The organism is Enterococcus sp. AZ177 (assembly GCF_050544585.1).
Taxonomy (GTDB): domain Bacteria; phylum Bacillota; class Bacilli; order Lactobacillales; family Enterococcaceae; genus Enterococcus_L; species Enterococcus_L plantarum.
The window spans coordinates 1,651,390-1,665,461 of record NZ_CP172944.1 but is presented as its reverse complement, the minus strand read 5'-3'; the positions used below and the strand labels follow the sequence as shown (position 1 = coordinate 1,665,461).

General features: G+C 36.4%; 14 protein-coding genes. All 14 read left to right on the top strand.

Going from position 1 to position 14,072, the window contains the following annotated elements; genetic code table 11:
- Positions 1-6 precede the first annotated feature (6 nt).
- Positions 7-1,173: a chorismate synthase gene (gene aroC, locus IGJ34_RS08075; protein WP_206836477.1), complete on the top strand. Its 1,167-nt coding sequence runs from the start codon at positions 7-9 to the stop codon at positions 1,171-1,173.
- Positions 1,174-1,202: 29 nt separating this feature from the next.
- Positions 1,203-2,294 carry a prephenate dehydrogenase gene (locus IGJ34_RS08070; protein WP_430597195.1) on the top strand — a complete coding sequence of 364 codons (1,092 nt, stop codon included), beginning with the start codon at positions 1,203-1,205 and terminating at the stop codon, positions 2,292-2,294.
- A 59-nt stretch (positions 2,295-2,353) separates the two neighbouring features.
- Positions 2,354-3,634: a 3-phosphoshikimate 1-carboxyvinyltransferase gene (gene aroA / locus IGJ34_RS08065; RefSeq protein ID WP_430597194.1), complete on the top strand. Its 1,281-nt coding sequence runs from the start codon at positions 2,354-2,356 to the stop codon at positions 3,632-3,634.
- A 17-nt stretch (positions 3,635-3,651) separates the two neighbouring features.
- Positions 3,652-4,152: a shikimate kinase gene (locus IGJ34_RS08060; RefSeq protein WP_430597193.1), complete on the top strand. Its 501-nt coding sequence runs from the start codon at positions 3,652-3,654 to the stop codon at positions 4,150-4,152.
- A gap of 12 nt (positions 4,153-4,164) precedes the next feature.
- Entirely contained in the window at positions 4,165-5,013 is an 849-nt protein-coding gene (gene pheA, locus IGJ34_RS08055) for a prephenate dehydratase (RefSeq protein ID WP_430597192.1), read from the top strand.
- Between the two features lie 110 nt (positions 5,014-5,123).
- Complete coding sequence (locus IGJ34_RS08050; RefSeq protein ID WP_430597191.1) at positions 5,124-6,251, top strand: LCP family protein; 1,128 nt, start codon at positions 5,124-5,126, stop codon at positions 6,249-6,251.
- A gap of 75 nt (positions 6,252-6,326) precedes the next feature.
- Positions 6,327-7,175 (top strand): DegV family protein, encoded by an 849-nt coding sequence (locus IGJ34_RS08045; RefSeq protein WP_430597190.1) that lies wholly within the window; start codon positions 6,327-6,329, stop codon positions 7,173-7,175.
- Positions 7,176-7,435: 260 nt separating this feature from the next.
- The gene (locus IGJ34_RS08040) at positions 7,436-7,627 is read left to right on the top strand and encodes a hypothetical protein (RefSeq protein ID WP_069654904.1); all 192 of its coding nucleotides are present in this window, start codon (positions 7,436-7,438) and stop codon (positions 7,625-7,627) included.
- A gap of 32 nt (positions 7,628-7,659) precedes the next feature.
- Positions 7,660-8,139: a hypothetical protein gene (locus IGJ34_RS08035; protein ID WP_430597189.1), complete on the top strand. Its 480-nt coding sequence runs from the start codon at positions 7,660-7,662 to the stop codon at positions 8,137-8,139.
- Between the two features lie 148 nt (positions 8,140-8,287).
- Positions 8,288-8,566 carry a hypothetical protein gene (locus IGJ34_RS08030; protein ID WP_083241820.1) on the top strand — a complete coding sequence of 93 codons (279 nt, stop codon included), beginning with the start codon at positions 8,288-8,290 and terminating at the stop codon, positions 8,564-8,566.
- Positions 8,567-8,585: 19 nt separating this feature from the next.
- A complete protein-coding gene (locus tag IGJ34_RS08025) occupies positions 8,586-10,649 on the top strand; it encodes a cation:proton antiporter (protein WP_111247869.1) in 2,064 nt (687 codons plus the stop codon).
- Between the two features lie 56 nt (positions 10,650-10,705).
- Positions 10,706-12,592, top strand: coding sequence for an ABC-F family ATP-binding cassette domain-containing protein (locus IGJ34_RS08020; protein ID WP_430597188.1), 1,887 nt, complete (start codon positions 10,706-10,708; stop codon positions 12,590-12,592).
- A gap of 12 nt (positions 12,593-12,604) precedes the next feature.
- Positions 12,605-13,552 (top strand): thymidylate synthase, encoded by a 948-nt coding sequence (locus IGJ34_RS08015; RefSeq protein ID WP_430597187.1) that lies wholly within the window; start codon positions 12,605-12,607, stop codon positions 13,550-13,552.
- A gap of 18 nt (positions 13,553-13,570) precedes the next feature.
- Positions 13,571-14,071 carry a dihydrofolate reductase gene (locus IGJ34_RS08010; RefSeq protein ID WP_069654910.1) on the top strand — a complete coding sequence of 167 codons (501 nt, stop codon included), beginning with the start codon at positions 13,571-13,573 and terminating at the stop codon, positions 14,069-14,071.
- The last annotated feature ends 1 nt before the right edge of the window (position 14,072 follow it).

The following is a 14,072-nucleotide window of genomic DNA, read 5'->3' as shown; positions in this document are numbered from 1 at the left end:
AATCATATGCGTTTTATTACAGCGGGAGAATCACATGGACCAGAATTAACAGCCATTATAGAAGGGTTACCAGCAGGGATGCCATTATCACCGGAAGATATCAATCTCGAGTTAGCTAGAAGACAGGGCGGATATGGTCGCGGCGGAAGAATGCTGATTGAAAAAGATCAAGTAAGAATCACTTCAGGCATTCGTCACGGCAAAACACTAGGCTCCCCGTTAACTCTTGTTGTTGAAAATAAAGATTGGAAAAATTGGACTTCGGTCATGTCAATTGAAGAAGTTTCGGAAAAAGAGAAAAAAATCAGACGGGTAAATAAGCCACGACCAGGTCATGCAGATCTTGTCGGCGGAATCAAATACCAACACGATGATCTTAGAAATGTATTAGAACGTTCATCAGCTCGTGAAACAACGATGCGAGTTGCAATTGGCGCTGTTGCTAAAAAACTATTAAAAGAACTAGATGTAGAAGTAGCAGGTCATGTTGCGATATTAGGCGGGATCAAAGCTGAAATCCCAGATAACCTAACAGTCAAAGAGATCCAAGAACGCTCTGAAAATTCAGATGTCCGAGTTCTTGACCCGTTAGTCGAACAAGATATTCGTGATTTAATCGACAAAACTAAGAAGAATGGTGACACGATCGGCGGAGTTGTTGAGGTAGTTGTGGGCGGAGTGCCAATTGGATTGGGCAGTTATGTTCAATGGGATCGCAAACTTGATGCCAAAATCGCTCAAGCTGTTACAAGTATTAATGCCTTTAAAGGGGTTGAATTCGGAATTGGATTTGAAATGGGATTCAAACCTGGTAGCCAGGTAATGGATGAAATCGTTTGGGATCAAACAACAGGTTATACCAGAACATCGAACAATCTAGGTGGATTTGAAGGCGGTATGACAAATGGAATGCCGATTGTTGTTAGAGGCGTTATGAAGCCTATTCCAACATTGTATAAACCGTTACAAAGTGTCAATATTGATACAAAAGAACCTTATAAAGCAAGTGTGGAACGCTCAGATAGTACTGCGGTTCCAGCTGCAAGTGTCGTTTGTGAAGCTGTTGTCGCAACAGAAGTTGCCCAAGCAATGCTAGAAAAATTTGGCAGTGATGCTTTTGAACAAATGAAAGAAGAAGTTGAATCGTATCGCCGTTATACTCAAACGTTTTAATAAAAAATAAAAATGGAGAGTGACACGGAATGAATAAAAAGGTTTTGATTGTCGGTCTAGGACTGATTGGTAGCTCATTAGCATTGTGTATCAAAAAAGAACACCCATCAGTCACAATTATCGGAATAGATTGTCAAGAAACTTCAGAAGAATTTGCTTTAAAAAGAAAAATCATCGATGAAAGAGGTAATTCCATAGAAGAAGCTGCTATATTAGCTGATTTCATTTTTCTGTGTACTCCAGTAAAAAGTATGCTGAGTCAACTAGACTTATTAGGTACTCTGCCTTTAAAACAAGAGGTCATTATTACAGATGTCGGTAGTACGAAAGTAGAAATTATGCATGCGGCAAAAAAAGCTGGATTAAAAACGTTTATCGGTGGACATCCAATGGCGGGCTCACATAAATCTGGTGTGACAGCGGCGGATGAAAATTTATTTGAGAATGCCTATTATATTTTAACCTCTCAGAAGGTTGAAAAAAATGACAACGAATTGCAAAAATTGTTGCAAGGAACACGAGCGAAATTTGTAGTACTTACAGCCCAAGAGCACGATCAAATTACAGGAATGCTTAGTCACTTGCCACATATTATTGCTGCTGGTTTAGTTAACCAAAGTAAAGTTTTTAACGAAGAACATCCACGCTCTAAACAATTAGCTGCAGGTGGATTTCGAGATATCACACGTATTGCATCTTCTGATCCGCAAATGTGGACAGATATTTTAATGAGTAATAAAGAAGCATTGTTGGCACTAATGCATTCATGGCAAGCTGAAATGAAACAAGTTTCGACTTGGATACAAAACGGAAACAAAGAAGCGATTTTTCAATTTTTCTACGAAGCAAAGGAAACAAGAAATCAAATGCCCGTTCATAAAGAGGGTGCGATTCCTGCATTCCATGATTTATTTGTGGATGTGCCTGATGTCCCAGGTGTAATTGCCGAGATAACAGCATTACTTGGCAAAGCGCAATTGTCCCTTATTAATTTGAAAATTCTTGAAACGCGTGAAGATATCTATGGGATTTTACAATTAAGTTTTAAACGAGAAGAAGATTCAGAAAAGGCGAAAGAAATTATTGAAAAAGAGACAGCTTACAAGTGTTATGAAAAGTAAATATCGAAATTGCGTGTTGCTGTATCTAGTTACACTATTTTACATTGAGGAGGGATATTTTGGATTTAGTAATCAATAAAACTAGTTTAAACGGAATGATCGATATTCCTAGTGATAAATCGATCTCTCATAGAAGTATAATGTTTGGTGCAATCGCACACGGAACTACAACAATTAAAAACTTCTTACGAGGAGATGATTGTTTAAGTACCCTGAAAGCATTTCAAGATTTAGGAGTTGAAATAGAAGATGATGGTCAAGTCATAACGGTTTATGGAACTGGTTTTTCTGGGTTAAAACAAGCGAAACAAGCAATCGATGTCGGGAATTCTGGGACAACGATTCGATTAATCATGGGGATTTTAGCAGGAACTTCCTTTAGCACAGAATTATTTGGTGACCACTCAATTGCTAAAAGACCAATGAATCGAGTTATGTTACCTATCAATCAAATGGGAGCTGAGTGCACGGGGCATGACGGGACAGAGTTTCCTCCTATAACGGTTAAAGGTACAAAAAATTTACAACCGATTCAGTATCAAATGCCTGTTGCGAGTGCACAAGTGAAATCAGCGATTCTGTTTGCTGCTTTACAAGCACAAGGAAAATCAGTTATTGTAGAAAAAGAGAAAACGCGGGATCATACGGAAGATATGATTCGTCAATTTGGTGGAGAAATTTCTGTATCAGAAAAAGAAATCAGTATCACTGGTCCACAAAAACTTGTAGGACAAGAAGTCATTGTGCCAGGAGACATTTCTTCTGCAGCCTTTTTCCTTACAGCGGGTTTAATTGTCCCAGATAGCCAAATTACACTGAACAATGTTGGGTTGAATCCTACACGCACCGGCATCATTAATGTTATTCAGCAAATGGGTGGGATATTAACGATTCAAGAAACAGGAAGCGAAGCGAATAAAGCCGGAACGTTAACAGTTGAAACTAGTAATTTAAAAGGCGTCGAAATCAGCGGAGAAATTATTCCTCGTTTGATTGATGAATTGCCAATCATTGCATTATTAGCCACTCAAGCTGAAGGGACGACAATCATTCGTGATGCTGAAGAATTGAAAGTAAAAGAAACTAATCGGATCGATGCAGTTGCAACTGAATTAACTAAAATGGGAGCAAATATTGAACCCACTGATGACGGACTGATCATTCATGGTAAAACGCCGCTATATGCTGCAAAGGTCACTAGTTACGGTGATCATCGCATTGGCATGATGTTGCAAATTGCAGCTCTTTTGGTAAAAGATGGAACAGTAGAATTAGAAAAAGCTGAGGCAATTTCTGTTTCTTATCCAAGATTTTTTGAAGATTTAAACAACTTATATTAATAAATGGAGGAACAAAGATGAAGGGGATTATTTTAATTGGTTTTATGGGCGCTGGTAAAACGACCGTCGGGAAACTTCTTTCAGAAAAAACTGGAATGGAACATATTGATTTTGATGATAAAATCGTGGAAGAAATCGGTATGACGATTCAAGAATATTTTGATTTACATGGCGAAGCTGCTTTTAGAGAAAGAGAAACGAATGTCTTAAAACGTTATTTAGATCATAATCAAGTGGTCTCAACAGGTGGCGGTATCGTCATGAGACCGGAGAATCGGGAACTTTTAAAACAAATGGCACCTGTTGTTTATTTACAAACAAAACCAGAAGTGTTTATTTCGCGCTTGAAACACGATCATACAACGGTTAGACCTCTAGTTGTATCAAAATCTCCAGAAGAAATCAAACAAGTTTTTGAGCCAAGAATCCCTCTTTATGAAGAAAGTGCTAGCATAGTCGTTGATACAGATGAACGAACACCAGAAGAAATCGTTCATGAAATTTTAGAGAATATATAAGTAGGTGAGCTAATGAAAGTCGGATTTTTAGGTCCAGAAGCTTCTTTTACACATACTGCAACAAAAACTGCTTTTCCTGCCGACGAATTGATATCTTATCATTCGATTCCAGCTTGTATTAAAGGTGTTGAGTTTGGTGAAGTTGATTTGGGTGTTGTACCGATTGAAAATACAATCGAAGGATCTGTCAACACGACCGTAGACTATCTGTTTCATCAAACAACAATCCCTGTGGGCGCGGAGATTGTTTTACCAATCTTCCAGCAATTGATGGTCTCAAAAGAAAACAAAGGATCTTGGCAGGAGACTACAAAAATTTTGTCTCATCCTCAGGCTTTAGCACAATCGCAAGAGTTCATTCATGCTTATTTTCCAATGGCGGATCTTGAAGCGACACCTTCGACTGCGTATGCAGCTAACTTTGTCGCACTTCATCCTGAACAAAAAATTGCTGCTATTGCACCTAGACTATCTGCTGAGAAATATGATCTTGAAATTGTTGGGCAAGACATTCAAGATGTTGCAATCAATGAGACACGTTTTTGGGTGATTGGATCAGAGAAAGTCGACGTACCAATTAAGTCAAGTGATTATAAATTAACGATTGCGCTCACCATGCCCAATAATATGCCTGGCGCATTGGATAAAGCATTATCTGCCTTCAGTTGGAGAGAAATTGATTTGAGTAAGATTGAGTCACGGCCATTGAAAACAACGTTAGGAGAATATTTCTTTTTGATTGATATTAATGTCCAAAAACCACAACAATTATTAGATAATGCTTTAGAAGAAATACGTTTACTGGGTGGAACGGTAAAAATATTCGGAAATTACGCGATACATCCAATCAACGGAGTATAAAGATCTGAAAAGGTCTTTTTATTTTTTGTTAAATTTTGTCTATCTAATAGGAATTTATGGCAAAATAAGGTATGCTTATAAATGTTGTTAATCGAAGTGAGGTGGAAATGATGAGCCGTGTAGATCGCTATAAACATATACATGATAAGTCAAAACCAGTAGAAGAAAAAAATGGTTTTAATCCAAGAAAAGAAAAAAAATACACAGAAGAACTTGAAAGTAACTATTATCAGAAATCAGAAACCAGTAATGATTCAAACCCGTATGCAGAGCAAACGGAAACGACTGGAAATGCAAAAAATGTATCAAAAAAAGAAAAAAAAACGAAAAAACCGAGACGAAAGAGACGTTTTAGCTGGCCTAAAAGAATCGCTGTATTCTTAGTATTGCTGATTGTTTTAGCAGTTGGATTCTTTTTCAAAGGAAAATCATATGCTGAAAATGATACTTCGTTACCAAAAGAAGCAATTGAGACGTTTAACGGAGTAAAAAGTGCGAACGGTGCAAATAATATTCTGATCTTAGGGAGTGATACAAGAGGAGAAGATTCTGGACGCGCGGATACTATTATGGTACTGCAATTGGACGGACCTTCAAAAAAACCTAAATTGATTTCATTTATGCGAGATACTTTTGTTGATATTCCAGGCTATGATGAGAATAAGATCAATGCAGCTTATGCGTTAGGTGGAGCGGATTTGGTACGTCAAACTTTAGCGGAAAATTTTAATATTCAGTGTCGCTATTATGCTAAAGTAGATTTTCAATCCTTTGAAAAAATTATTGACTCGATGTTTCCAAATGGAGTTAAAATCGATGCTGAGAAAGACCTAAATTTAGACGGTGTTGACATCTTCAAGGGAAGTCAAAAAATGGATGGACATACACTTTTACAGTATTCTCGCTTTAGAAAAGATGAGGAAGGGGATTTCGGTCGCGTGCGCCGTCAGCAACAAGTTATGACAGCCGTGATGGGACAATTAAAAAATCCTCTAGCATTGATTCGTACACCAGAATCTTTAGGTCGTTTAGTTGGGTATATGTCAACAGATGTTCCTACGACATTTATGCTAAAAAATGGCCCATCATTACTGTTAAAAGGTGGCAGCGGGATTGAGCGCTTAACCATCCCAGTTGAGGGATCATGGAGTAATGTAGACATTGGTTATGCGGGTAGTGTTCTTCAAATCGATTTAGACACAAATAAAGCAGCCGTACAAAGTTTTCTAGACCAATAAGTATTTTATTTAATTATGAACTGATTTATGCTATATTTATAATACCGTGTAAATTTAGTGAAACGAGGTTACAAAATGAAAATTGCTATTGTGACAGATAGTACAGCTTATTTACCTGATCGGATCAAAGACGCATCCAATCTGTTTGTTATTCCCATCCCTGTAATTTTAGATGGTAAAATATATAACGAAGGAATCGACATTGAGGCTGACGAATATTACAGCTTGTTGAATAATAGTAGTGAGTTTCCGACAACTTCTCAGCCTGCCTTAGGTGAAGTGATCGAACTATACAAAGGAATTGCAACCAAAGGATTTGATACGATTATCAGTATTCATCTTTCGGCAGGTATCTCAGGATTTGTTAATACATTATTTTCATTAACCGATTCAATTGAGGGTGTGACACTTTACCCGTATGATTCTAAGATCACAAGTGTACCCATGGGACATATGGTAGAGGCTGCTTTAGATTTAGTGAAGGAAAATGCTAGCTTAGAAGAGATATTTGCGAAATTAGATATCATCAGAGATAATACCTATGCATATTTAATCGTGGATGATCTGAATAACCTTGTACGTGGCGGACGCTTAACCAATGGTGCGGCTCTGATTGCTGGATTATTGAAAATTAAGCCGATTTTGACATTTGAAGATGGTAAGATTATTTTATTTGAAAAGATTCGCACGACCAAAAAAGCTTTTGCCCGTGCTGAAAATATTATTGGCCAACGTGATAAAGAAATCAATCGACCAGTGAAGTTATATGTAATCCATGCAAATAACTTAGCAGTTGCTGAAGAGGAGAAAGAAAAACTTCAAAAGCAATATCCTGAAGCAATTATTGAAATCGGTCATTTTGGTCCAGTTATTGGAACCCATTTAGGTGAGAAAGCAATCGGAATTTGTATCTCAGCGCAATAAAGAATAAGATGAAACAAAGCGTTTATCGGCTTCTGTTTCATCTTTATTTTTTCATCCTAAAGGTGGATATTATTACTTAAACTATTTGTTATTATTTTATTGGGAAACACGTTTGGTTAGTTCAATTTAAAAATATAGTATGTTACAATAATAATAAATAAATCATACATTTTTAGTCAAGTATCGATAAAGAATAACGATTCAATAGTCATTTTCCTTTAAAGGTAAGATATCTTTAAAGAAAAAAGGAGGGCGAGTGGATGAATCTAATTGAAGAACGTCTACAAAAAGATAAAATGAAACAAGTTCAACTACTCGCTGCATATTACCAAGTAGTTAATCGGTTACCGCTTGGCGATAAGAGAGATCAGATGATTCGAGATATATTAGCCTGTAAGGATAAAATAAAAAAAATCAATCAAAAATTGACAGAACTAAATAAAAAAGAGTAACGATTGTTAAGTTATAAAAGGAGCCTATTTTGGTGATAAATTATTTTACTGTGCTGTTATCAGCCTTTGTTGTGATCATGTATGTTTATCTTATTTTAGTAAGAAAAACCATCCTGATCAAAAGTGTCAAAAGAAAACTTATTTATATGTTAGTGATTGGTTTTAGCCTGCTTATTCTACTTCTTACTTTAGTAACGGAACAAACTTTTGATCAACGCATTCGTGGTTTTTTATCAGTGTTGCTTGTCTTGAGTTTCTTATTAGACACAAAAGGATTGTCAGATGATCGGCTTATTCTAGGTCCCTTCGATAAGAATGGTATTTTGTATCAGGACGTAGACAAGATAGCTCTATTGATCAAAAAAAAAGAAATTTGTTTAAACTATTTTAAAAATGGACGACGAGGTCCAATGATGAAATTTTCTATCCAATTAGAAGATTTACTGGCCTTTTTTTCTGAGCGATTGAATGAAGATACTGAAATCAGCATTCTAGTAGACGAAGGTGAATAAGTAGAATGATCATTATTCCCCTTTTATTGAAATGTAAGCGTTAGAAATTTTTCTCAAAAAGTTTTTTTAAAATAATAGTAAATTTTAGTAGGTATTTCTTTAACAGTTTGCTATAATGTGCAGAGAAATTCTGAAAGGAAGTATTGTTGTGAATAAAGAAATAGAGCAACGAATTGCTGAATTACGCGAAAAATACAAGGAGTTACCACCTGAAAAAAAAGCGGAGTGGGAACACCATATAAAAAAGAGAAACTTTTTAAATTATAAAAAAATTGAATTAATCAAGTCTGAATTACTTCGCTTAGAAGCGCGTCGCGCACAATTAGAATTATGTGACAAGGAAAAAGAGTTATCTTTAGTAGAGAAAAAAATTATGTGTAAAAAAGAAAAATTACTACGGTATTTAGGAAAACAACTCAATCATTGATTAGTAAGGGGGATACGAGATGGAGTTTGTTTATTTAATTATTGTATTTGCTTTTGCGATAACATTTTCAAATGTCTTCAATCGAATCGTACCAATTATTCCATTACCGATTGTGCAAATAATTGTAGGGGTTTTAATTGGATTGACGGATGTCGGTCGTGAAATAGTATTTGAACCAGAGATATTTTTAGTAATGATTATTGCACCGTTGTTGTTCCGAGAAGGAGAACGAAATGATATTTCTGCAACGATGAAAAACTTTAGTGTAATATTATTTTTAGCATTTATTGGTGTTTTGATCACACTAGTCAGTGTAGGATGGGCGTTACACATGGTTATTCCTGCTTTGCCGATTGCAGCTTGTTTTGCTTTAGGCGCAGCACTTGGACCTACAGATGCAGTGGCTGTAGGTTCTTTATCTGGGAAAATTCAAATTCCGCCTAAAGCGATGCATATTTTAGAAGGTGAAGGTCTAATCAACGATGCGTCCGGTGTTACGGCGTTTCAATTTGCACTGGCTGCATTATTGACAGGCAGTTTTTCAGCGATGGATGCGGGGATTACATTGATTTTTTCTAGTATCGGAGGCGCTATCGTAGGGGCTGTTTTAGTGATGATCAAACGTCAGATCGTTATGGTTTTAGAAAAAGCATCTGCAAGAGATGTTACGGGCTATCTATTGTTAGAATTACTGTTGCCTTTTTTAGCGTATATGGTTGCTGAATTATTTCATGTTTCCGGAATTATTGCTGCTGTTGTAGCAGGAGTTATGCAAGCGGCTAGTTTTAAAAAAGTGTCATTGTTTGAAGCAGAACTTTCAAGTGTTTCAGAAAGTACATGGGGAACGATCACGTTTATGTTGAACGCTCTAGTATTCCTTTTCTTGGGAATTGAGTTATCACAGGTATTCTCACCAATCTGGAATAGTGAAACCTATTCTAACAGTTTTCTGATGATTGTTGTATTGATTTTAAGTGTTACATTATTTGTTGCGCGCTTTTTCTCTATTGTATTAATATATAGTGTAAAAAACGGGTTAAAAAATATTTGGCAGTCGATGAATGAAATGTTGATTTTGACTTTTGGTGGAGTAAAAGGGACCGTAAGTTTAGCAACTATTTTTATTTTACCGTTAACTCTAAATGGTCAAGATTTTCCTGAACGTTCGTTGCTCTTGTTTATTACGGCTTGTGTAATTTTGGTTACTTTGGTCGGTGGTATTGTCCTTTTACCGTTCTTAACAGAATCTGACGAGGTAGAGAGCAACAATTTACAAGGTATCACCTTGCTGCAGGAAGTTATTGAACGTCTTAAAAAAATAAATCATAATAATCCTCATGTTGAAATGAATGTTGTAATCGAAAATTATCAAGATCGTGTTAAGGAACTGTACACAGAACAATTGCCGTCAGATCAACGGCAAGAGGTACAAGAGTTAAGAGCATTGATTGTTTCTATCGAGCGCGATGGTCTAGAAGAAAGCTTTCGCCAAAAAGAAATTGGTATTGAAGGGTATCGACTTTATGAACGCTTGATTTCTAGAATGGAACGATCGATTGCTAGACAACTATTATCGATAATTGGTTTTTGGTTGCTTTTTGCGCGCCAAATCATTGCATTCTTCGTCCATCCTAAACACTTATTTGCAAAAAAAGAAGATGAGAATCGAAGAGAATTTCAAAAAGAAGAACTAGAAAATGTTCGACAAGTCTTTTTACAAAATACGGAAGTTGTTTTGAAGAGTTTAGATAATCTAAAAGGGGTTTATGATGACGAAATCATTCAATTTTTCATAGAAGGACGACTACAATTTGCTCATAGATTAGAAGATGGTACCTTTATTGACTCATTTATTGTTCGTTCTCAATCGAATTACGTTAAAGAGCTTCTGATTGGTTACCAAGAGGAACGCAGAGTCATCGATGAATATGAACTATCTGAAATAATTTCTTCTTATGAGGCTAATGAGTATCGGAAAAATGTGAATCTATTAGAATCTTATTCAATTAATGACATTTCAGGAGCTGTTCCGTTTAGAAAGTTAACAAGAGAATTAAAAAAAGAAGCAGACGAAGAAAACTAGCTTCTTTTTTTTGCTTTTTTTTGTTACAATAAGCAGGATGAAAAGGGCGTGAGCATATGAATGAATTAAAAGTAAACGAATTGACTAAAACATATGGAGAGAAGACATTATTTGATCACATTTCTTTCCATATTCACGATAAAGATCGAATTGGATTGATTGGTACAAATGGAACTGGTAAGACTAGTTTATTAAATATCCTTGCTGGTAAAGATAGCGGAGATGGAGATATCGGAGCAATCCAACAAGCCAACGATTACCAAATAGGCTATCTTTCACAAGACCAGGAATTCGATCCGGAACTAACTGTTGTAGAAGCCGTTTTTCAGGGAGACACTCCGATTATTCAAGCGGTCAAAAATTATGAATTAGCGTTGCTTGCATTAGCAGATGACGGACTTAGTGAAGCAGCTCAAAAGCAATATACCCAAGCGGAAGAACGAATGAATAAAGAAGATGCTTGGACAGCGGATACGGATGCCAAAATCATTTTACAAAAATTAGGTATTGAAACGTTGCATAAAAGGATCGGTGAACTATCAGGGGGGCAAAAGAAACGCGTTAGCTTAGCCCAAGTATTGATCGAATCACCAGATTTATTGCTATTAGATGAACCTACCAATCATCTAGACTATGAAGCAATCAGTTGGCTGGAAAGCTTTTTGAATGGATATCGCGGTGCTATTTTAATGGTGACGCATGATCGTTATTTTCTAGACCGAGTAACAAACCGAATTTTTGAGCTATCTTTTGGGAAGTTATATGAATATAAAGGAAATTATGAAGCGTACATTATTGCGAAAGCTGAGCGTGAACGCGTCGGTGTCGAACAAGAAGAAAAAAGAAAGCAGCTTTATAAGCAAGAATTAGAATGGATGCGTGCTGGTGTGAAAGCACGAGGAACCAAACAGCAAGCGCGACAAGATCGCTTCCATGATCTGAAAGAAAATCTTCATCAAGTCAACCAAAAAGGTCAATTGGAAATCGATGTTGCAACGCAACGATTAGGAAAGAAAGTTATAGAAATCAAAGATGGTTACTATCAAATTGAACATAAGACGATTTTAAAAGATTTTGATATACTTATTCAAGCAAAAGATCGTATTGGAATTACTGGGAAAAATGGTGCAGGAAAATCAACATTATTGAATATTCTTGCTGGTCGCTTAGAATTAGAGAGTGGTATGTACTCAATCGGTGAAACAGTCAACTTGGCTTACTATACCCAACAAAATGAAGCAATGGATCCAAACCAACGGATGATTTCTTATTTACAAGAAGCGGCAGAACAAGTGAAGCGGACAGATGGAACAACTATTGGCGTTGCTGAATTATTGGAACGATTTCTATTTCCCCGCTTTATGCATGGAACTGTGATTGGTAAGCTTTCTGGTGGTGAAAAACGTCGTTTGTATTTATTAAAACTCTTGATTGGCCAGCCAAATGTGTTATTATTGGACGAACCAACAAATGATTTGGATATTGATACATTAACGATTTTGGAAGATTATATCCAAACATTCAAGGGTGCAGTTATCGCAGTTTCACATGACCGCTATTTTCTTGATAAAACGATGGAAAAACTACTTGTTTTTCAGGGTGAACGTCAAATTACAACGTACTTCGGTTCGATGAGTAAGTACTTGATGACGAATAAAGAACAATCGAAAAAGACAATCAAGACTGAAACAAAACCAATGAAAGAAATTGAGAAAAAAGAAAAAACAAAATTGACTTACATGGAACAAAAAGAATGGGAAACAATCGAAAGTGATATAGCACAACTTGAAGATCGTACAGCACATCTGACTGAAGAGATGAATCATCAAGGGGATGATTTTACAAAACTGCAACAACTTCAAACAGAGTTGTCGAACGCAGAAGAAGAACTTGAATCAAAAATGGAACGCTGGGAATATTTAAGTGAATTTGCAGAAAATTAGGGGGCAGAAACTATGGAAGAAGCATATTTATCGTTAGGCCGTAAAATTTTGAAGGAGGGTCACTTTAAAGAAGATCGTACAGGTACAGGTACAAAAAGTATTTTTGGTCATCAAATGCGTTTCGATTTGTCAAAAGGTTTTCCTCTTTTAACAACAAAACGGGTACCATTCGGCTTAATTAAAAGCGAACTTTTATGGTTTTTAAATGGGGATACGAACATCCGTTTCCTCTTGCAACACAACAATCATATCTGGGATGAATGGGCTTTTGAACGTTACATCAAAAGTGAAGATTACACAGGTCCGGATATGACTGACTTTGGTCGTCGAGTACTGACGGATGAAGCTTTCAAAGAAACTTATGAAAAAGAACACACAAAATTCTGTGATGCTATTTTATTAGATGATAATTTTGCGTCTAAGTATGGTGAATTAGGGAATATTTATGGTGCTCAATGGCGTCATTGGGAAACAAAAGATGGTGGATTCATCGATCAATTAAAAAATGTTATTGAAATAATCAAAAAAACACCAGACTCCAGACGCTTGATTGTATCAGCTTGGAATCCTGAGGATGTCCCATCGATGGCCTTACCACCTTGTCATACGATGTTTCAATTCTATGTCAACGATGGAAAATTAAGTTGTCAATTGTATCAGCGCAGTGGAGATGTTTTTCTTGGTGTCCCATTTAATATTGCTAGTTACGCATTGTTGACGCATTTGATTGCTCATGAAACTGGTTTAGAAGTGGGTGATTTTGTTCATACTTTAGGAGATGCTCATTTGTATACGAATCACATCGATCAAATGAATAAGCAACTTGCTAGAGAAATTCGTTCTTTCCCAACTTTAAAATTGAATCAAGATAAGAAATCAGTATTTGATTTTGAGATGGAGGATATTGTAATCGAAGGATATGATCCTCACCCTACAATCAAGGCACCAATTGCCGTTTAATTCGAAAGGAGTTCTCCAATGTTAGCAGCCATATGGGCACAAGATGAGCAAGGGACAATCGGTAAAGAGAATCGATTACCTTGGCATTTGCCAAATGATTTAAAATTTTTTAAACAAATGACTGAAGACAACACCATTGTTATGGGAAGAAAAACTTTTGAGGGGATGGGCGCTCGGCCGTTACCAAATCGTCAAACGATTGTTCTAACTAGAGACAAAAGCTATCAAGCAAAAGGAGTCATTGTATTTCATACTGTGGATGAAGTTCTTGATTATGCTAAAACTTTTTCAGGAATTACATTCATTGCGGGAGGATCAGCAGTGTATGAAGATTTTTTACCGTATTGTGATGTATTATACCGTACAGTTATTCATCATTCATTTGATGGCGATACACTATTCCCTTCGGTTAATTGGGATGACTGGACCTTGATCAATTTGAGTGCAGGCGAACAAGACGAAGCAAATAGTTACGGCTATCAATTTGAAACATATCAGCGCAAAGTCATGGTAGGTTAAA